This window comes from Billgrantia saliphila (assembly GCF_002930105.1).
In the GTDB taxonomy this organism is placed as follows: Bacteria; Pseudomonadota; Gammaproteobacteria; order Pseudomonadales; family Halomonadaceae; genus Halomonas; species Halomonas saliphila.
The window spans coordinates 1-20,087 of sequence record NZ_PJRN01000003.1; the positions used below are offsets into that span (position 1 = coordinate 1).

Annotated in this window: 18 protein-coding genes and 1 pseudogene; 5 read left to right on the forward strand and 14 right to left on the reverse strand. The window is 65.6% G+C overall.

The genetic code is table 11. The features are described from left to right. A pseudogene (locus tag CYJ07_RS20420) lies at positions 1 to 617 on the forward strand (hypothetical protein); the annotation flags it as partial. A gap of 76 nt (positions 618 to 693) precedes the next feature. Here CYJ07_RS20420 and murB read toward each other — a convergent pair. The 9 genes from murB to CYJ07_RS03785 form a co-directional block, all read right to left on the reverse strand. Continuing rightward, complete coding sequence (murB, locus tag CYJ07_RS03745; protein ID WP_422666942.1) at positions 694 to 1,707, reverse strand: UDP-N-acetylmuramate dehydrogenase; 1,014 nt, start codon at positions 1,705 to 1,707, stop codon at positions 694 to 696. Continuing rightward, the gene (locus CYJ07_RS03750) at positions 1,704 to 2,177 is read right to left on the reverse strand and encodes a low molecular weight protein-tyrosine-phosphatase (RefSeq protein ID WP_104202354.1); all 474 of its coding nucleotides are present in this window, start codon (positions 2,175 to 2,177) and stop codon (positions 1,704 to 1,706) included. The genes murB and CYJ07_RS03750 overlap by 4 nt, the downstream gene beginning before the upstream one ends. A gap of 51 nt (positions 2,178 to 2,228) precedes the next feature. Further along, positions 2,229 to 3,002: a 3-deoxy-manno-octulosonate cytidylyltransferase gene (kdsB, locus tag CYJ07_RS03755; RefSeq protein WP_104202355.1), complete on the reverse strand. Its 774-nt coding sequence runs from the start codon at positions 3,000 to 3,002 to the stop codon at positions 2,229 to 2,231. Beyond that, entirely contained in the window at positions 3,002 to 3,211 is a 210-nt protein-coding gene (locus CYJ07_RS03760) for a Trm112 family protein (protein ID WP_104202356.1), read from the reverse strand. The genes kdsB and CYJ07_RS03760 overlap by 1 nt, the downstream gene beginning before the upstream one ends. A gap of 64 nt (positions 3,212 to 3,275) precedes the next feature. Continuing rightward, complete coding sequence (lpxK, locus tag CYJ07_RS03765) at positions 3,276 to 4,286, reverse strand: tetraacyldisaccharide 4'-kinase (RefSeq protein WP_104202357.1); 1,011 nt, start codon at positions 4,284 to 4,286, stop codon at positions 3,276 to 3,278. Beyond that, entirely contained in the window at positions 4,283 to 6,040 is a 1,758-nt protein-coding gene (gene msbA, locus CYJ07_RS03770; RefSeq protein WP_104202358.1) for a lipid A export permease/ATP-binding protein MsbA, read from the reverse strand. Before msbA ends, lpxK begins: the two co-directional genes overlap by 4 nt. Then, positions 6,037 to 6,465: an ExbD/TolR family protein gene (locus tag CYJ07_RS03775; RefSeq protein WP_104202359.1), complete on the reverse strand. Its 429-nt coding sequence runs from the start codon at positions 6,463 to 6,465 to the stop codon at positions 6,037 to 6,039. The genes msbA and CYJ07_RS03775 overlap by 4 nt, the downstream gene beginning before the upstream one ends. Continuing rightward, complete coding sequence (locus CYJ07_RS03780; RefSeq protein WP_104202360.1) at positions 6,462 to 7,148, reverse strand: MotA/TolQ/ExbB proton channel family protein; 687 nt, start codon at positions 7,146 to 7,148, stop codon at positions 6,462 to 6,464. The genes CYJ07_RS03775 and CYJ07_RS03780 overlap by 4 nt, the downstream gene beginning before the upstream one ends. Before the next feature lie 32 nt (positions 7,149 to 7,180). Beyond that, positions 7,181 to 9,466, reverse strand: coding sequence for a DNA internalization-related competence protein ComEC/Rec2 (locus tag CYJ07_RS03785; RefSeq protein WP_197038250.1), 2,286 nt, complete (start codon positions 9,464 to 9,466; stop codon positions 7,181 to 7,183). 150 nt (positions 9,467 to 9,616) lie between these two features. On the opposite strand from CYJ07_RS03785, the gene CYJ07_RS03790 reads away from it, so the two are divergent. Then, a complete protein-coding gene (locus CYJ07_RS03790) occupies positions 9,617 to 10,156 on the forward strand; it encodes a DUF2062 domain-containing protein (protein WP_104202361.1) in 540 nt (179 codons plus the stop codon). A 47-nt stretch (positions 10,157 to 10,203) separates the two neighbouring features. Here CYJ07_RS03790 and CYJ07_RS03795 read toward each other — a convergent pair whose 3' ends face one another. Both CYJ07_RS03795 and CYJ07_RS03800 read right to left on the reverse strand, forming a co-directional pair. Then, complete coding sequence (locus CYJ07_RS03795) at positions 10,204 to 10,935, reverse strand: ABC transporter ATP-binding protein (RefSeq protein ID WP_104202362.1); 732 nt, start codon at positions 10,933 to 10,935, stop codon at positions 10,204 to 10,206. Beyond that, positions 10,928 to 12,169 carry a lipoprotein-releasing ABC transporter permease subunit gene (locus CYJ07_RS03800; protein WP_104202363.1) on the reverse strand — a complete coding sequence of 414 codons (1,242 nt, stop codon included), beginning with the start codon at positions 12,167 to 12,169 and terminating at the stop codon, positions 10,928 to 10,930. Before CYJ07_RS03800 ends, CYJ07_RS03795 begins: the two co-directional genes overlap by 8 nt. A 165-nt stretch (positions 12,170 to 12,334) precedes the next feature. Here CYJ07_RS03800 and CYJ07_RS03805 point away from each other — a divergent pair, with 165 nt between their 5' ends. Both CYJ07_RS03805 and CYJ07_RS03810 read left to right on the forward strand, forming a co-directional pair. Beyond that, positions 12,335 to 13,399, forward strand: coding sequence for an agmatine deiminase family protein (locus CYJ07_RS03805; protein ID WP_104202364.1), 1,065 nt, complete (start codon positions 12,335 to 12,337; stop codon positions 13,397 to 13,399). Next, positions 13,396 to 14,298, forward strand: coding sequence for a carbon-nitrogen hydrolase (locus CYJ07_RS03810; protein WP_104202365.1), 903 nt, complete (start codon positions 13,396 to 13,398; stop codon positions 14,296 to 14,298). The genes CYJ07_RS03805 and CYJ07_RS03810 overlap by 4 nt, the downstream gene beginning before the upstream one ends. A 95-nt stretch (positions 14,299 to 14,393) precedes the next feature. Here the strand turns inward: CYJ07_RS03810 and CYJ07_RS03815 are convergent, their stop codons facing one another. From CYJ07_RS03815 to secA, 3 genes are all read right to left on the reverse strand, one after another. Beyond that, positions 14,394 to 15,353: a Nudix family hydrolase gene (locus CYJ07_RS03815; RefSeq protein ID WP_104202366.1), complete on the reverse strand. Its 960-nt coding sequence runs from the start codon at positions 15,351 to 15,353 to the stop codon at positions 14,394 to 14,396. A gap of 87 nt (positions 15,354 to 15,440) precedes the next feature. Then, entirely contained in the window at positions 15,441 to 16,670 is a 1,230-nt protein-coding gene (argJ, locus tag CYJ07_RS03820; protein WP_104202367.1) for a bifunctional glutamate N-acetyltransferase/amino-acid acetyltransferase ArgJ, read from the reverse strand. 110 nt (positions 16,671 to 16,780) lie between these two features. Next, on the reverse strand, positions 16,781 to 19,522 hold the full coding sequence (gene secA, locus CYJ07_RS03825) for a preprotein translocase subunit SecA (RefSeq protein WP_104202368.1): 2,742 nt from the start codon (positions 19,520 to 19,522) through the stop codon (positions 16,781 to 16,783). Positions 19,523 to 19,802: 280 nt separating this feature from the next. Between secA and CYJ07_RS03830 the strand changes: the two genes are divergently transcribed. Further along, positions 19,803 to 20,015 (forward strand): hypothetical protein, encoded by a 213-nt coding sequence (locus CYJ07_RS03830; protein WP_104202369.1) that lies wholly within the window; start codon positions 19,803 to 19,805, stop codon positions 20,013 to 20,015. The last annotated feature ends 72 nt before the right edge of the window (positions 20,016 to 20,087 follow it).

A 20,087-nucleotide genomic window follows, 5' to 3' on the forward strand; every position in this document is an offset into this window, starting at 1 on the left:
CCGAGTCGACCAAAGCTGAGCAGCCGAAGCCGGAACAGCCCAAGGCCGACGCTCCCAAGCCGGTCGAAAAGCCTGCCGAACCGGTGAAGACCGAGCAGCCGAAGCCAGATCAGCCCAAGGCCGATGCTCCCAAGCCGGTCGAGAAAGCCGCCGAGCCGACCAAAGCTGAGCAGCCGAAACCGGAACAGCCCAAGGCCGACGCTCCCAAGCCGGTCGAAAAGCCTGCCGAACCGGTGAAGGCCGAGCAGCCGAAGCCAGAGCAGCCCAAGGCCGATGCTCCCAAGCCGGCGGAGAAGCCTGCCGAGTCGGCCAAGGCACCCGAGGCCAGGACGGAAGCTCCCAAGCCCGTAGAGAAGCCCGCCGAATCGGCCAAGGCCCAGCAGCCTCAGACCGAGGCGCCCAAGCCGGCGGAGAAGCCTGCCGAGCCAGCCAAGGCAACCGAGGCCAGGACGGAAGCCCCCAAGCCGATGGAAAAAGCCGCTGAGCCAGCCAAGGCGACGGAAGACCCCGTAGTCTCGGAAACCTCAGCCGCCACTCGGCGCCGGCGTCGCGCGCATAACGATCCGCGCGAGATCCGTCGCCGTGAGCAGGAAGCCCAGAAGGGCAATAAGAACTGACCGCCCTTCTTTAACGGCTCGCTACAAAAAGCCCGCGCCTAGCGCGGGCTTTTTCTTCCCAGCGTCATTGGTGTGCTCAAGCTCTCCTGGGCTCAAGCTCCAGCGCAACGCCGAACCGGGACTGCACGCACTGCGCCACGCGTTCCGCAAATGCGAGTAGCTCGTCGGCATCGCCTCCTCCGAAATGCACGAGTACCAAGGCTTGGCGTTCATGCACGCCGAAGTGACCGTCGCACCAACCCTTGAGTCCACAGCGATCGATCAGCCAGCCCGCGGCCAGCTTGACGCGCCCTGTGTCCAGCGTGAAATGCGGCATATCCGGCCAGCGGGCCAGCAAGCGATCGGCAACGTCGCGCGCCACTATCGGATTCTTGAAAAAACTGCCGGCATTGCCCAGCTGCACCGGGTCGGGCAGCTTCTCCCGACGTATGGCGCACACAGCCTCGGCCACGTCGAGTGCACTAGGCCGAGGGCCCACGCGCGCCGACAGATCGCCGTAATCCAAGCGAGGGCGCGCCTGGCGCGTCAGCCGCAGCGTCAATCCGGTAATCACAACGCGCCCCGCCAGCTCACTCTTGAAGATACTGTCGCGATAGCCGAAGGCACACTCGGCAGGGGTCAACGTCGCCAAGCGGCCGTCGTCGAGAAACAACACATGCACCGCCTCCAGCACTTCGCATAGCTCAACGCCATAGGCACCGATGTTCTGGATCGGCGCGGCGCCACAGCGCCCCGGAATCAGCGCCAGGTTCTCGGTACCCCATAACCCACGGTGGGCCAGCGCCAACACCAGTGGGTGCCACTCCACGCCCGCCCCGACATGTACACGCACGTTATCGCCCTGCCGCTCCAGCCACCAATGAGACAGAGCCGGCTGGATCACCAGCCCTTCGAGTCTCGTCGGCAGAATCAGGTTGCTGCCGCCACCCAATAGTGTCAAACGCCAGTCTTGCGCGCATGCCTGTTGCAGCAAGCGGCGCAGTACCGTCATGCCGGCGGGCGCAGCGAAGCGCTCGGCCCTGCAGGGCAAACCCAGGGTGTTGGCATGCGTCAGGTCGTGGTTCGTCAGGATCGGTTCGATCAATTTCACGAGGCCTCGAGCCGCCTTCCGATATCCTCGATCAACCCTCGGGAGGCTTCCTCGATCAGATCAAGCACCTCTTCGAAACCCTGCTCGCCACCATAATAGGGATCGGGAACCGGACGGTCTTGATGGCCGGCAAAATCGAGAAACAGCCCGACATGGGCTCGACAGCCGCTGGGACATTGGCGTTTCAGGACAGCGAGATTGTCGTGATCCATGGCCAACAGGTAGTCGAAGCGCTGGAAATCCTCGTTACTCAGCTGACGTGCTCGCAGGTCGCCAAGATCGATGCCACGCCGCCGGGCCGCCGCACAGGCACGCGGATCCGGCGCCTTGCCCACGTGCCAGGGGCCGATGCCACAGGAATCCACCTCGACGCAGCCAGCCAGTCCGGCGGCTTCCAGCTCGCGGCGAAACACCCCTTCGGCGGTCGGGGAACGGCAAATATTGCCCAGGCAGACGAACAGTACGCGCATGATCACTCCTAGCGGTTTCTCACGGCTTACGCTTTTTCGTGGCGACAGTTTTCATGACTCAGGGGTCAGGAGGTCCCGGATACGCTCAAGATCTTCGAGCGTATCGACCCCGGCAGGGTTGGGCTCGGCTGCCAGCGCCACCTGGATGGCATGGCCATAGTGCAGCGCACGGAGCTGCTCGAGCTGCTCGAGCTGCTCGAGCGCCGATGGCGTCCAGTCGCGATACTCGAAAAGGAAACCGGCACGGTAGGCGTACAGGCCGATATGTCGCAGCCAGCCATCGGTTTCGAGCCAGGCGGGGCGCGCGGCGAAAGCTTCGCGATCCCAGGGGATAGGCGCCCGAGAAAAATAGAGGGCACGGCCGGAGAGCGCCCGCACCACCTTGACCGCGTTGGGATTGAATAGCGTTTCCACATCGCTGATCGGCTCGGCGAGCGTAGCGATGGATGCACCCCGATCGTCGAGCAAACGGGCCGCCACCTGATCGATCAGCCGCGGGGGAATCAGCGGCTCGTCTCCCTGTACGTTGACCAGCACTTCGTCGTCGGCAAGCCCCAGCCGCTCGGCCACTTCTGCCAGGCGATCGGTTCCCGAGGGGTGATCGGCCCGGGTCATCACCACCTCCGCGCCCATCGGCGCGAGCGCCTTGCGGATTCTCTCGTCGTCGGTGGCCACCACGACCCGGCTGGCGGCACTTTCACTGGCACGCCGCCAGACGTGGGCGATCATCGGCTCGCCGGCAATGTCGAGCAGCGGCTTGCCCGGCAGGCGTGTGGAACCGAAACGCGCCGGAATCACCGCGATGAAGCCCTGCTCCCGCGTCATCACGCTTCCCCGGTACGGCCAGGTGATGCCGGCAGCTTCTCGTCGACATCCATCTGTCGCGCCTCTTCGGGCAGCATGACCGGGATACCGTCACGCACCGGATAGGCCAGTCCGTCGTAATGACAGCGCAGCTCACCAGCCTCGCGATCGTACTTTAGCTTGCCCTTGCATAGCGGACAGACCAGCATCGCCAACAGCTCCTTGTCCATCGTTCACCTCCGCAGAAAACATTGTGTTCGCCAGCGGCCGCTTTCGCCGCCACTGTTGTCTAGGTTATCGCATTCCTGCCAAACGCTGGTCCAACCACGCCACGAAAGCCGGCTCGGGTTCGGCCTCGACTTCCAGCACCCAACTCTTTGGTGGCGCCAGGCGCCGACATTTCTCGGCGTCCTTGGCCGTCATCACCAGCGGCAAACCGTCATCGAAAGCCAAGTCCACCGTCGTGAAGCGATGATGATCGGGGAACGCATGCGGTCTTGCCTCGACGCCCAGTTCGCGCAGGGTGGCAAAAAAACGCTCGGGGTTGCCGATACCCGCCACGGCGTGCACCGCCCCGTCGAAGGGAGCTGGAGTCACGGAACAGGCGCTGTCGTCGTCCAGCGATCGCCAGCGTACCGGTACCAACCGGAAGAACCAGGCCCCCGCGGGCGGTTCGAAGGAAGGCTCGCCATTGATCAGCACCGCGTCCACCTCGTCCAGACGCGATAGCGGTTCGCGCAGCGGCCCGGCAGGCAGGCAGCGTGCATTGCCGAAGCCACGCCTACCGTCAACCACGACCAGTTCGATGTCGCGCCCCAGCGCTAGGTGCTGCAGGCCATCGTCACTGATCACCAGGTCGCAGCCCAGCTCGATCAGGGCTCGCGCTCCCCGCGGCCGATCGGGGTCCGCCACAACGGGCAACCCGGTCTGGCGTGCCAGCATTCGCGGTTCGTCGCCGCCATGCTCGGCCGCCGTCGTCGGCGTGACGTGCAGAGGATAGCCGCCCGCCGCTTCGGCAGTGCCGCCGTATCCGCGCGACACGATGCCCGGCCGCCAGCCCTGCTCGGATAAATGACGCGCGAGCCAGGCAACCAAGGGGGATTTGCCGGTACCGCCGAGTGTGAGGTTGCCGACTACGATCACCGGAACGTCCGCGTGCCATACCGCACGCCTGCCCTGGCGGTAGGCAGCGGCGCGACGCTTCATCACCCAACGGTAGAGCGACTCCAGCGGTCGCAACATCTTGAGCCAGGCCGCGTTGCCGTAGGCGGCCATGAGCCAGCGCTCCCCGACCCCGCGCGTCATGCCGTCGAGGCCTCCTGGAACTGCAGTCGATGCAGTGCGGCATAGGCTCCGTCACGTGCCACCAATTCGGCATGGGTACCCTGCTCGACGATCCGCCCCTGCTCCATGACCAGTATGCGATCGGCGCGCTCGATGGTGGACAGCCGATGGGCGATGACCAACGTCGTGCGACCGCGGCAGACGACCTCCAGGGCCGCCTGGATGTAACGTTCCGACTCGGTGTCCAGTGCCGACGTGGCCTCGTCGAGGATCAGCAGCGGCGCGTCCTTGAAGATCGCGCGGGCAATGGCCAGCCGCTGGCGCTGGCCACCGGAGAGCATCACGCCGTTATCGCCGACGAGGGTGTCGTATCCCTTGGGCATCCGTTCGATGAACTCGTGCGCGTAGGCGGCGCGCGCCGCCGCCTCGATCGCGTCACGATCGGCCTGCGGAACCCCGTAGGCGATGTTGTCGGCAATGCTGGCGTTGAACAGCGTCACTTGCTGCGAGACCAGGGCGATCTGCCGGCGCAGTGGCGCCAGGCGATAGTCGTCGATCGGTACCCCGTCGATCAGCACTCGCCCGTCCGTGGGGCGATAGAAGCGTGGCAATAGCCCTACCAAGGTGGATTTGCCACTTCCCGAGCGACCGACGATGGCCACCATCTCGCCCGGCTCGATGACCTGGTCGATACCCTTGAGCACCTCGGGCTGGTCCTCGCCGTAACGAAAACGCACCCCTTCGAAATCGACCCGCCCTTCGAGCCTCTGCGGTTCCAGAGTGCCTTCGTCGAGCTCGGCCGGCACGTTCAGCAGGCCGAAAAGTTCGTCGGCGGCGGCGATGCCCTTCTGTATCTCGCTATTGATCTCGGTGAGCTGGCGCACCGGCTTGGCCATCAGCGAGGCCGCGGTAATGAAGGCCACGAATTCGCCGGGGGTCATGTTCGCCATCATAGCCGGCGACATCGCCAACCATACCAGTATCGCCAGCGATACGGCGATCATCAGCTGGATGACCGGCGTGCTGATCGCCTTGGTCAGCGCCTCCTTCATCTTCTGCTGGCGGTTGTACTCGCTGGCCTTGGCGAAGCGCGCCTTCTCGTACGCCTCCGCCCCGTGGGTGCGCACCACGCGATAGCCCGTGAGCGCCTCGGAAGCGACATGGGTGACATCGCCCATGGAGTGCTGGATGCGCTGCGAGATACGCCGGAAGCGCTTGCTGGCATATCTCACCACGCCGGCTATCAGCGGTGTCACGCCCAGAAACAGCAGCGTCAGCATCCAGTTGGTCCAAAGCAGGTAGGTCAGCAGGCCGATCACGAACAGGCCTTCCCGCAGCAGGATGGTGATGGCATTGGTCGCCGCTCCGGTCACCTGCTCGACATGGTAGGTGACGCGGGAAATGAGATGGCCGCTGGAGTGAGCGTCGAAGAAACGTCCCGGCAGGTGCAGCATGTGGTTGAACACGTTGCAGCGCAGCGCGTGCACCACGTTGCGTGCCACGTTGCTCATGAAGTAGGTACCGAGGAAGGTGCCCAGGCCGCGGGCAGCGAACATGGCGACCACGAACAGCGGCAACATCAAGCGAAAGGCGGCATCGGGATTCTGAATGCCATCGATCAAGCGCTTCATCATTTCCGCCAGGGCGGTACTCGAGGCCGCGTAGAGCGCGTAGCCGACGATCGCCAATGAGAACGAAACCCAGTGGGGCTTCACATAGGCCAGCAGCCGCTTGTAGAGGGCCCAGCCCGTATGTTGGGTCCGATCTTGAGTCACGGTGTCTCCGCTTGCGTGGGTGTTGCCTGAGTTGCGCGCGTGGCGATGCGCACCTGACGAACGCCGAGCGCGCCCGCTTGATCCAGTGCCCGTACTACGTCGGCGTGGACTGCACGCGCATCGGCCTCGAGGACCAACCCATGGAGGCGAGCCTGGTCGGCTTTTGCGGCGAGCGCCTCGCCTAACTCCGTTGCACTGAGCTCACGCTCGCCTAGTCGGTAGCGTCCCCGCTCGGTGACGACCAGGGTCACCGGTGACGCCTCGAGCGTCGTGCCGGCGGCACTCTCGGGCAGCTCCAGCTCCAGTGCCTGCCGGGTCTCGAACGTGGTGGATACCATGAAGAAGATCAGCAGCAGAAAAACCACGTCGATGAGAGGCGTGAGATTGACCTCCACCGGATCACGACGACGGCGCGCAAACTTCACGGCCTGCCGACCTCCGACGCAGCTTGCCCCTGTGAACGGGCCCGCTCGCTCTCACGCTGCTCGCTGAAGCCCAGCTCGCCCTGGTAGTGCGCCAGGAACTCCACCACCTGGCCCGCCTGCTCCTCCATGCGTACCGTGATGTCTTCCACTCGGCGCAGGAAGTAACGATGGAACATCAGCGCCGGAATTGCCACCGTGAGACCTGCGGCGGTGGTAACCAGGGCGCGCGAGATGCCACCGGCGAGATCGGCGGTCCGACTTGCCCCATCCGCCGAAACGATCACTGCGAATACCTCGATCATTCCCACTACGGTGCCCAGCAGGCCGATCAACGGCGTTATGGCGGCAATGGTGCCCAGCGGACTGAGGAAGCGCTCCATGTCATGAATCACGGCGGTGGCGGCCTCCTGCAGCCTGGCCCTCACTTGCTCATGACCCAGGCGTGCATTGCGCAGCCCCGCCGCCAACACGGCGCCTAGCGGCGAATGACTCTCGAGCCAGTAGAGGTTGACCTGGCCACGAGCCACCAGCGAACAGACTTCCTGCCCCAGGCCGTAAGGGGCGATACGCTTGGCACGCAGGGTCCAGAGACGTTCGATGATGATCACCGTGGCCAGTAGCGAGCAGCCCAGCAGCGGGACCATCAGCCAGCCCCCGGCAACCAGCGCATCCATCATGTCCATCGGTTCCCCTCCTCACGCAACGGCTGCCGCGTTCAATGGCGCGATTCTACCGCATGGCATTCCCCTTCGACACCGCCGCGCCGCCAAGGCATGGCGCGTGCGGCGTCGAGGCTTACATCCGAGTTGCGGCCGAGCCAGAAGGTGACGGCGCCATCCAGGGCGGTGCTCCATTGACAGCTACCGACGCGACGAAAGCGTCGCACCACCGCGTCGCTGGGATGACCGAAGGCGTTGTGACGACCGGCGCTGAACACGACATGCCGTGGCGTGGCCCACTGGACGAGATGCGGGCCGGAGCTGGAACGGCTGCCATGATGACCCGCAACCAGTACCGTAATCGGCAGTTCGAGCCGCTGAAGGAAGGCCCGCTCGATGTCACTGCCGACATCGCCGGTGATTAGCAGGCGTTCCTCACCCGCCGTTATCTCGAGCACACAGGAACGGTCGTTGCTGGACAAAGGCGTTGTGTCCGCCGGCGGCCAGAGCACCCGATAGCTCACGCCATCACGCCGCCACTGCTGGCCTGCCTCACAGGTGCCGAAGGGGACATCGAGGCTTTCTCCCGCCGGCGCCAGGAATTCGCCGACATCATGCCGCTCCGCCAGCCAGGCCACGCCACCGGCATGATCGAGGTCGCCATGACTGACCATGACCCGGTCGAAGCGTTGACCCGCCGGCCATAGCGCACTCACCGGGGCAAAGCCGGAGGCGAAGCGCGGCCCGCTGTCGTAGAGCATGCGAAAGCCGGCGCTGCGCAGCTCGATCAGTTGCCCCTGGCCGACGTCGTGTATTCGCACCCGCAGGCTGCCCGGCTCCGGAGCGGGCGCGGTGAGCCCCAGCATGGCGGGTACCAGCAGTAGCGTCCCTCCGACACGTAGACGCATGGCGAGTCCGGGCAACGCCCATAGCAGCGCCATCAGTCCGAGCATCAGGGCGAGCGGTACGACGAGTTCGCTGGTGGGCCACCACAGCGGAAGCCGGGAAACGGCGAGGTCGAGCAGCTGCGTCAAACGCAGCGTGATGCGTTCGAACAGCCACCAGCAGGTGGCGCCGAGCGGCGCCAGCGGGGCGAATAACCAGCCCAGCAGTCCCAGCGGCACCAGTAACGAACTCACCAGTGGCACCGCCACCAGATTGACCAGCGGGGCGGCCGGCGCGAGCCGAGCGAAGGCCAGCAGCACTGCCGCTGCCATCAGCGGCGCCAGCAGCAGCTGAGTACGCATCAGACCCCATGCCCAGCCGTGCAAGCCTCGAGGCCGTGGCCGTCCCTGCCAGATCAGGATCAGCACCGCCACAGCCAGGAACGAAAGCCACAGCCCCGGGCGCCAAGCGGACAGCGGATCAAGCAGCACCACCAGCCCCAACGCCAGCCACCAGGCCTGCCAGGGGCCGGGAGCGTGGCGTCCACTGGCGACCCACAGCCCGACCACGGTCATGATCAGAGCGCGCATGGCCGGCGGCTGCAGACCCGCCAGGCCGGCATAGCCAGCCGCCGCCAACCCCGCCAACCACCAGGGCCAGATCGCCATGCGCCAGTGCGCTGGGGTCAGCAGGCGCGAGACGCCCCGCGCCAGCAGCAGAACGAAGGCGGCGACCAGGCCCACGTGCAGACCCGAGATCACTACCAGGTGGGTGGTGCCAGTGGCGTTGAGCCGCTCCCAGTCGTCGCGCGAGAGCCTGTCGCCGGCTCCCAGCGTCAGGGCTGCCAGCCAGCGGGTCGTCAGAGGAGCAAGCGACTGCGCATCGAGAAAGGCCAGGGCCTGGCGGCGCAGGGAGTATGGCGCCGGTGCCAACCGCTGGGGAGCCGGTTCATCGCGTACGTAGCCGGTAGCCTGAATACCTTCGCGCCATAGCCAGGCGCGATAGTCGAACGTGCCGGGATTGGCGAAGCCGGCAGGCGGGCGTAGCCGCACGGTAAGGGCCCAGCGCTCGCCCGGCTGCATCGGTGGCGCCTCGTAGAGGCTGAGGCGCACCCGTCGCAGCCTGTGGCACGGTAGCCTGTCGGCCTCGAGCGGCCGGCAGTCATTCAGCCGTACCAGCAGACGAGTCAGGCGGCCTTCGTCCTCGACCGTCTCGAGCCGCCCTTCCAGGGCAAGATCGGCTCGCAGCAGCCCCGCCGGCAGCTCGCCCCCCTTGGCCAGCAGCACCTGAGTCGCCGTCACGGCGACCACCATGGCGAGCCCAGCCATTCGCCAGCGCTTGCTTGCCAGCGAATAGAGCAGCGCCAGCGCCCAGGACTCCACCAACCCGAGCGGCGCCCACCAGCCTAGCCCCGTGCCGACCAGCGCCGCCAGCGCCAGCGGCATCGCCACTCCCATTCGCACTTCCTTGCCTCCCGTCTGCCATCCCTTGCGCCTCGGCCCGGCGTGCCTGGCATGCAGCGGACAACTTCCTGCCAACGCATGACATGGCGGGTCAACGGCCATCCATGGATAATAACCGGGTCACGAAGCAGCGAGCCATTCGACATGCCGCGCCGATTACTGCAGCGCTACATGCCCAACCCCGAAACGCTCAAGCGCCAGCGCTCGCTGCGCTTCCTGAGCCATTTGATCGGCGATCCCGGGCTCTGGGCGCTGTCACGGCGGACCGTGGCCAACGCCTTCTCGGTCGGCCTGTTCAGTGCCATGCTGCCGATTCCCTGCCAAATGGCCATCGCTGCCTTCGGCGCCTGGCTACTGCGTTGCAATCTGCCGCTCTCCGTTGGCCTGGTGTGGATCACCAACCCGCTGACCATGCCGCTGGTCTTCTACGGCAACTATCGCCTCGGCGCCTGGTTGATGGAAATGCCGGCCCGGGAAGCCCCGACACGCATCTCGACGCGCTGGATCGCCGAGCGCATGGCCGACATCCTGCCGGCCCTGGCCCTCGGATCGGTGGTCTCGGCCGTACTGATGGCCATATTGGCCAACGTGGTAATTCGGCTGCTATGGCGGTGGCATGTCTCGCGCAGCTGGAAGCGGCGCGCCTTGAAGCGCCGCCGCAAACGGCTGGAGCGGGAAATCTAGCCTCGCTTTGCGGACCATGGGGTAGGTTCGGTAGGCGAGGTGCCGCCTCAGCGCTGTTCGCTCAGGCGCCCGCCATCGAGCTTCATCACGCGATCCTGATGGGCGGCCAACGCCGGATCATGAGTCACCACCACGAAGGCACAGTCGGTCGTACGCGCCAGTTCATCCATCAGCGCCAGGATGCTCGCGGCCGTACTTTGATCGAGATTGCCGGTCGGCTCATCCATCAGTACCAGGCTCGGGTCGGTAACCAGCGCCCGAGCGATGGCCACGCGCTGGCGTTCGCCGCCCGACAGCTCGCCCGGCTTGTGGTCGGCGCGGTGCTCGATGCCTACCTTGGCCAACAGTTCCCTGGCCCGGCTCTCGGCCGCTCTCTTGCGCTGACCGCGGATGATCAGCGGTAGTGCGGCGTTCTCCAGCGCGGTGAATTCGGCGAGCAGGTGATGGAACTGATAGACGAAGCCGATATGGCGATTGCGGAACTTGCCCAGCGCCGCCTCGCCCAGGTCGAGCAGCGACTCCCCCGCGATCGATACCTCGCCGCGCGTCGGGCGATCGAGCCCGCCGAGCAGATTGAGCAGCGTAGTCTTGCCCGACCCCGAACTGCCGACCACGGCAACCCGCTCCCCGGCTCGCACTTCGAGCGAGAGACCGTCGAGCACGGTAACGTCCTGCGGCCCCTCGCGGTAGATCCGCGTCAGGTCGCGACAGGCCAGCATGATCCTGCCATTCGCCGTCTGGTTCACGAGGCTTTCCTTGTTCAAGGTCGTTTCACTCATAGCGCAGCACCTCTGCCGGCTGGACCCGCGACGCGCGCCAGGCCGGATAGAGCGTCGACAGGAAGGTCAGGCCAAAGGCGGCGGCAATGATATTGCGCACATCCTCCCAGTGCAGCCGTGACGGCAAATCGCTGATGAAGTAGACCCCCGCGTCGAGGAATTGGATACCGAACGTAGACTCCACCCAGCCGATCAGGTCGGAAACGGTCAGTGCCAACAGAATGCCGAGGCCGACTCCCACGGCGATACCGATCACACCGATCGCCAGACCCTGCACCACGAAGATACCCATGATCGAGCGCGGCGTGGCACCGATGGTGCGCAGGATGGCGATGTCGGCATGCTTGTCGGTCACCACCATGACCAGGGTCGAGACGATGTTGAAGGCGGCCACGGCGATGATGACCGTCAGCAGCAGCGCGATCATGCGCTTCTCCATCTGGATCGCCTGGAACAGATTGCCGTGGGAGTAGGTCCAGTCGATCCCGCGGTAGCCCGAGCCGAGTTCGTCGATGATGGCGCGTGTTTCGCTGGAAGCGGCGAACAGGTCATTCAGCTCCAGGCGCAGCCCGCCCACGGCATCCCCCAGCCGAGCCAGGGTCTGCATGTCCTCGATGTTGGCGTAGGCCAGGCTGGCATCGAGATCCGCGCCGACGCTGAAGATGCCGCTGACCGTGAAGCGCTTGAGCCGCGGAAAGACACCCGCGGGCGTGATAGAGGCTTCGGGTACCAACAGCGTGACGCGGTCGCCAACTCCTACGCCGAGGTGGCGTGCCAGCAGCGACCCCAGCACGATATTCCATTCGCCCGGTTGCAGATCGTCGAGGCTGCCCTGACGCATATGAGCCCCGATGATCGAGACCCGATCCTCCCACTCGGGATGAATGCCGTTGACCATGGCCCCTTCGTTGCGCCCGCCGACGGAGAACATACCCTGCTGCTCGACGTAAGGCGCCGCGCCGATCACCCGCTCGCGCTGCATCAATCGCTCGGCCAACGGCTGCCACTCGACCAGGCCGCTGCGCGACTCGATCTTGGTATGCGGCACCATGCCGAGAATGCGGGTGCGCAGTTCATGGTCGAAACCGTTCATGACCGAGAGCACCAGGATCAGTACCGCCACGCCGAGCATCAGCCCCAGCATGGAGGTCAGGGAAATGAAGGAGATAAAATGATTGCGGCGCTTGGCACGCACGTAGCGTAGGCCGATCAGCAATGGCAGGCGGTCGAGCATCGTCGCGTTCCTTGTCAGAGGGGGGTCATGGTACGGTTTTTTCCGCGCCGCTGCATCGGGTGCCGCCCGGTTTCCCCGAGACTTGCAACATTGACGTGCTGAGCCTACATTGCGCCGACCCGGTGCACCCACCGGCCGCTGATGCAACTGACGAGGCTCACGTCCATGGCCAACCGCCTGCTTCCCGAATGGCACCCCCAGGATGCCGTACAGCTAACCTGGCCCAGTCCCACGAGCGATTGGGCGCCGCTGATCGAACGCATCGAAGCCACCATGGAAGCGATGGCGGTTGCCATTGCGCGCTACCAGAGCGTGTTGATCACCGTGCCCGACGACGCTACCCGCACCCAGTTGCAGATACGCTTCGCCAAGCTGGGCGTCGACGCCTCGCGCTTGCGTCTGGCGGTGGCCGAAGCGGATGACACCTGGGCCCGCGACCACGGCCCGATCGCCGTGGAGCGCGACGGTAAACCGATGCTGTTCGACTATGTCTTCACCGGCTGGGGCGGCAAGTTCGAGGCCGAACGCGACAATCGCCTGACCCGACGCCTGGCCGAGGCCGGCGTTTATGCCTGCCCGGTCGAGAGCCGCAGTCTTGTGCTCGAGGGCGGTGCCATCGACACCGACGGCGAAGGCACTCTGCTCACGACCGAAGCCTGCCTGCTCAACCCCAATCGCAATCCGCAGCTTGACCGCACCGCCGTGGAAGCGGCGCTCAAGGCGGATCTCGGCATCGAGCGGGTCCTCTGGCTGGCCAACGGTCATCTGGAGGGCGACGATACGGACAGCCATGTGGATACCCTGGCGCGCTTCTGCGACCCGGCCACCATCGCCTACGTGCACTGCGACGACACGTCCGACCCGCACTACGCGGCCCTCGCCGCCATGGAAGCCGAACTCAAGGCGTTTCGCCGCACCGACGGCGAGCCCTACCGCCTGGTACCGCTGCCCTGGCCGCGGCCCTGCTTCGATCCCGTGGACGGACATCGCCTGCCGGCCACCTACGCCAACTTCCTGATCGTGAACTCCGCGGTGCTGGTGCCTGTCTATGGCGATGCCGCCGACAGCCGAGCCCTGGCCGCCCTCGCCGAGGCCTTTCCCGGGCGAGAGATCGTGCCCATCGACTGTCTGAGCGTGATCCGCCAGCACGGCAGCCTACACTGTCTGACCATGCAGCTTCCTCGTGGCAGCCTCGCCGCCGCCGCCGCAACCCAAGGAGAAACGTCATGACCCGCACCCTCAAGGCCGGCCTGGTTCAGCAACCCGCCTGGCCCGACAAGAGCCGGAGCCTGGCCGAGAGCGAGGCCGGCGTGCGTGAACTGGCCGCCGCCGGCGCCGAGCTGGTGCTGCTCCAGGAACTGCATGCCACGCACTACTTCTGCCAGTACGAGGACACTGAGCTGTTCGATCTGGCCGAGCCCCTGGACGGCCCCACCGGGCAGCGTCTCGCCGCCCTGGCCGCGGAGCTGAACATCGTGCTGGTCGGCTCGCTGTTCGAGCGGCGCGCCCCGGGGCTTTATCACAACACCGCCGTAGTCTACGACCGCGACCGCGGCCAGGTGGGCGTCTATCGCAAGATGCACATCCCCGACGACCCGGGCTTCTACGAGAAGTTCTACTTCGCCCCGGGCGATCAGGACGACAGCCGCAAGCAGGGCTTCCAGCCCATCGACACCTCGGTGGGTCGGCTGGGGCTGCTGGTGTGCTGGGATCAGTGGTACCCCGAAGCGGCCCGCCTGATGGCGCTGGCCGGTGCGGAGGTGCTGCTCTACCCCACCGCCATCGGCTGGAACCCGCCCGATGACGACGCCGAAAAGGCCCGTCAGAAGGAAGCCTGGACCCTGATCCAGCGCAGCCATGCGGTGGCCAACGGTCTGCCGGTGATCGCTGCCAACCGCATCGGCCACGAGCCGGATCACTCCGGGGTGGGCGCCGGCATCGACTTCTGGGGGGGCAGCTTCATCACGGGCCCCCAGGGGGAGCTGCTGGCACACGCGGGTACCGAGGCCGAGCGCTTGCTGGTCACGCTCGACATGAGCCGCGGCGAGGACGTGCGACGGATCTGGCCCTACCTGCGCGACCGTCGCATCGACGCCTATGGCGACCTGACCCGGCGCTATCGGGATTGAGCTAGCGAAGTTGCCGACCCAAGCGGCACTCGGGGCAGGCCAATCAAGAAAACCCACCGCGGCAAGCCCCGGTGGGTTTCTGCTTTCGGAGAGGTTCAGGCGCCCGGCGCTTTCCAGAAATCGCGGATCGAGGCGATGCCCTGGGCACCGACGGCGCGGGCGTGGTTGGCGTCATGACGGGTCATGCCACCCAGCGCGAAGACCGGCATAGCGGCACATTCCACCAGTTGCTGGAAGTCGTGCCAGCCCATCGGCGCGACCTCGGGGTGCGACGGCGTGGTACGCAGCGGTGACAGGGTGACGAAATCACAGCCGATCCGGGCCGCCTGGCCAAGCTGCTGTTGATCGTGGGTGGATGCTGCCAGCCACTTGGTCTCCGAGATGGGCCGACGCTCGAGCCCCATCAGCCGTTCGCTGGTGAGGTGAATGCCATCGGCATCGACATGCTCCAGCCACCCGGGCTCACCGTTGAGCAGCAGGCGCGCGCCGAACTTCCGGCACAACGCCAGCGCCCGCTCGGCGCGGGCGAGGTAGGAGGCTTCGTCGAGGGCCTTGTCTCGCAACTGCACCAGGCGCACCCCATCCTGCTCCAGTGCCCGCAACAGGCAGGCGTCGAATACTCCTTCGTCACGCTCCTCGCCGGTAATCAAATACTCGGTCGGCAGCATGACCGCCTGCAGAATCGGAAGATTGGCAGCCGGGAACGGGTAAGCGACCAGTTCGTCGAGCGGTACCCAGCGTACTGCCTGCCCTTCACGACCGAACGGCTCGCCGCTGAATTCGTGAACTTGCCAGACATCGAGCAGAATATGCTTGTCGGGATACTCGTGGTGGATCCGAATCAACGGCTGGGCACGCTTGATCTCCACCCCTAGCTCCTCATGGAGCTCACGCTTGAGGCCTTCCAGCCCCGTCTCGTAGGGCGCCAACTTGCCACCGGGAAATTCCCACAGCCCGCCATGGTCGACGTTGGACGGACGGCGGGCAATCAGCGCCTTCTTGCCGTCACCGCTGATGATGGCGGCCGCCGCCACGTGCACCCTTCTCTTCACCATTACGTTCATTGACTCCTACCCGCTTGTCCTGCGCCAGTTACTCGGCGCAGGGTCGTGTTCTTCTGGCTCAGGCCGCACCCATGCTGCCTAGCTGCGATAGTCGGCATTGATACTGACGTAGTCGTGGGACAGGTCGGTGGTCCACACCGTGGCTCCCTCCTCGCCGCGCCCCAGCGCAATGCGAATGGTGATCTCCTCTTGCCCCATGACCCGGCTACCCTGCTCTTCGGTATAGCCGGCAGCGCGCCCGCCGTGTTCCACCAGACGCACGTCGCCCAAGTCGATGGTCACCCGCGCGACATCGAAATCGGCAAGCGGCGCCCGGCCCACCGCGGCCAGGATGCGCCCCCAGTTGGCGTCGGAGGCATACAGGGCGGTCTTGACCAGCGGCGAGTGCGCCACGGTGAAGGCGACATCCAGCGCTTCTTCGCGGCTCGCGGCGTCGACGACCTGCAGCGTCACGAACTTGGTGGCGCCCTCGCCGTCGCGCACGATCGCCTGGGCCAGCTCGGTCATGACCCGCTGCAGCCCGTTGCGAAAGACCGCAACCTCCTCGTCATCGACCACCTGCGCCCCACGCCCGGTGGCGATCAGCATGCAAGCGTCGTTGGTCGAGGTGTCGCCGTCCACCGTGATGCAGTTGAACGAGCGATCCACCGTCTCGCGCAGTAGCGTATCGAGCAGGGTCTGCTCGATGTCGGCATCGGTGGCGACGAAGGCCAGCATGGTCGCCATGTTGGGCTTGATCATGCCCGAACCCTTGCTGATGCCGTTGATGGTGACCGTGCGATCGCCCAGCTCCAGCGTCACACTTGCCCCCTTGGGCCGGGTATCGGTAGTGAGAATTCCCTCCCCGGCCTGGCGCCACGCCGCGTCGCTGGCATCCAGCGACTCCAGCGCAGCCGGAAGGCCACTCAGCAAGCGCTCCATCGGCAGCGGCTCGCCGATCACACCGGTGGAGAACGGCAGCACACCCTCCTCGGTCACGCCGCCGAGCCTGGCCAGCTCGGCGCAGGTAGCCCGAGCGTCGCGCAGGCCGGCCTCACCGGTGCCGGCGTTGGCATTTCCCGTGTTGACCACAAGGTAGCGCGGCGCTTCGCCTCTCGCCTGGCATGCTGCCAGATTCGACTTGGCCAGCGTGACCGGCGCGGCGCAGAAGGCATTGAGGGTGAAGCTACCCGCCACCCGAGCTCCCGCGGGAATCTCGACCACAACCAGATCACGCCGTCCCGGCTTCTTGATACCCGCCATGGCAGTGCCCAGGCGCAGCCCCTCGATGACCGGCATCGCCGGAAAATGTGTATCACCCACTGCCATGGAAAGCTTACTCCTCATTTATTTGGGACGTTCAAATTGCCGAGCGGAGCCCCAGATGAAGCGCAAGGCGCACGGAGCGCAGGAGTCCAAGATTCGCTCCGGCATTTGAATCAGCTCAGCTGACCGCAGCACTGCTTGTATTTCTTCCCCGAGCCACACGGGCAGGGATCGTTGCGCCCCACCTTGGGACCCTCGCGACGCACCGGGCGACCTTCGGCGGTCGCCGCCGCCGGCCGCTGGCCGCCCGCCTCCTGCTCGTCGAGCTCGGGGGCATCGTGACGACTGGCCGCGGCGGCCTTTTCGCGCTCCAGCGCCTCCCGACGCTGCCGCTCCAGTTCGTCGACCTCCTCCGGCTTGCGCACGTGCACGTGGCTTGTGATGCGGGTGATATCGGCCTTGATATTAGTCAGCAGGGCCTGGAACAGCTCGAAGGCTTCGCGCTTGTACTCCTGCTTGGGGTTCTTCTGCGCATAGCCGCGCAGGTGGATGCCCCGACGCAGGTGATCCATCGACTGCAAGTGCTCCTTCCAACGCGTATCGAGCACTTGCAGCATGATCTGCTTCTCGAAGCGGCGCATCAGTTCGGAGCCCGCGGTTTCCACCTTTTCTCGATAGATGTTGCGATGCATTTCCTGCAGGCGTTCGCGCAGCTGCTCCTCGCTGAAACGCTCGTCCTGCTCGGCCCAACCCACCACCGGCACATCGAGATTGAATTCGGTTTTCAGGTGCTCCTGCAGCCCGGCCAGTTCCCACTGTTCCGGCAGGCTCTGGGGCGGCACGAACTCGCTGATCGCCTGGTCGAGCACCTCTTCGCGAATGCCTATCACATTGGCCGAGACGTCGTCGGCCGCCAGGATCTCGTTGCGCTGCTCATAGATCACGCGGCGCTGATCGTTGGCTACATCATCGTACTCGAGGAGCTGTTTGCGGATATCGAAGTTGCGACTCTCAACCTTCTTCTGCGCGCGCTCGACGGCGTTGGTCACCATCTTGTGTTCGATGGCCTCGCCACGCTCCAGCCCCAGCGCCTTCATCATGCGCTGCACGCGGTCGGAGCCGAACAGCCGCATCAGACTGTCTTCCATGGACAGGAAGAAGCGCGTCGAACCCGGGTCGCCCTGACGCCCGGCGCGGCCGCGCAGCTGGTTGTCGATACGCCGCGACTCGTGGCGCTCGGAACCGACCACGTGCAGCCCCCCCGCAGCGAGTACCGCTTCGTGGCGCTCGCGCCACTCCTCGCGCAGCCGCTCGAGCTGCTCCTCGGTGGGGTTTTCCAGCTTGGCCGCCTCGGCCTCCCAGTTGCCGCCCAGCACGATATCGGTACCGCGACCGGCCATGTTGGTGGCGATGGTGATGGCTCCGGGGCGCCCCGCCTGGGCGATAATCTCGGCCTCGCTCTGGTGCTGCTTGGCATTGAGCACGTTGAAGCCGAGCCCCTCCTTCTTCATCAGCCCGGCCAGGTACTCCGAGGTCTCGATGGACGCGGTACCCACCAGCACCGGACGCCCTGCCTCGGTCTGCTCCTTGACGTCCTGAATGATGGCCTCGAACTTCTCCTCCGCCGAGAGATAGACGAGATCGTTGAGGTCACGTCGAATCAGCGGCCGGTTGGTGGGAATCACCACCACGTCGAGGCCGTAGATCTGGCGGAACTCGAAGGCCTCGGTATCGGCGGTACCGGTCATCCCGGCCAGCTTGTCATACAGACGGAAGTAGTTCTGGAAGGTGGTCGAGGCCAGCGTCTGACTCTCGCGCTGCACCGGCACGCCCTCCTTGGCTTCCACGGCCTGATGAAGCCCCTCGGACCAACGGCGTCCGGGCATGGTGCGACCGGTGTGCTCGTCGACAATCACAACCTGGTTGTCGACGACGATATAGTCGACGTCGCGATGGTAGAGGTGGCGTGCACGCAGGGCCGAATGCATGTGATGCAGCAGGTTGAGGTTCTGCGCGGCGTAGAGCGAATCGTCCTCCCCCAGCAGTCCCTCGGCGCGCATCAGCTCCTCCACCTTGTGGTGGCCGGCTTCGGTGATCTCGACCTGCTTGTGCTTCTCTTCGAGCACGAAGTCACCGCTGACCGGCGCCTCGGGGTCCTCCGAGACCTCACCCTTGACCAGGTGAGTCGCGAGCCGGTCCACCACCTTGTACAGCTCGGTATTCTCGTCCACGGCACCGGAGATGATCAGCGGCGTGCGCGCCTCGTCGATCAGGATCGAGTCCACCTCGTCGACGATGGCAAAGCTGAGGCTGCGCTGGACCTTGTCCTCCAGGGAGAAGGCCATGTTGTCCCGCAGGTAGTCGAAGCCGTACTCGTTGTTGGTGCCGTAGGTGATGTCGCAGGCATAGGCGGCGCGCTTCTGCTCGCCGCTCTGTCCGGCAAAGATGATGCCGACCGAAAGCCCCAGGAACTCGTAGAGTGGCCGCATCCACTCGGCATCGCGACGCGCCAGGTAGTCGTTAACCGTGACCACGTGAACGCCGTTGCCGGGCAGTGCGTTGAGATAGACCGCCAGAGTGGCGACCAGGGTCTTGCCTTCGCCGGTCTTCATTTCGGCGATGCGCCCGCGATGCAGTGTCATGCCGCCGATCATCTGCACATCGAAGTGGCGCATACCCATTACGCGCTTGCTGGCTTCGCGCACGGTGGCGAAGGCCTCCGGCAGCAGGGCGTCGAGGCTCTCACCGTTGGCCAGTCGTTCGCGAAACTCCTCGGTGCGCGCCTTGAGAGCGTCGTCATCTAGCGTTTCGAATTGCGGTTCCAGCGTATTGATCTGCGCCACCTGGCGCTGCATGCGCTTGACTTCGCGGTCGTTCTTGGAGCCGACGACCTTGCGTAACAATGTATTGATCATGAGATGTCCATCTCTGCGTGTCGCATTCAGCCGACGCAAAAGGCTGGCCCATGCCAGCCCCGCCGGCGCTATCGTGATTCAGGGGAAGCGACACGCGCCGGGCGGGCCACGGCGCGTCAGGACGTCATGCGCAGCCGCCCAGCGGGCACGAAACGGACGAGGTCGACGTGGAGGACGCGTCCGATGCGCCCAAACGGACAAGCGACGCGGCGGCCAGTGGGACGAAGCGCGCCGGCGGGCCACGTAGCGGCAGCGCGCACGCATCATCGTCGGGGCGAGAATGCAGGTCTGCACCACCCGCTCGGCGAGCCGCAGCGTTTCCGCCTGGGACAGCCCCGCCGGCAACAGACAGCTCACCAACAGACCCGCCAGCCACCAGCGCGAACGCAATCGACAGCGTGTCACCGCCCCCGAGGGCGGGCTGTCGGTGCGCTGGTGCGTGATCGGGGCGGCGGTCATGCTGTCGACGAACTCCGAGCGTGATAGGCTGTGACATGTCGGGCGCCGGCGGTGAACGCCGGTCAGTACGTTCCGAGGCAGACGGTGTCATCCGGCCTGCCCGCTG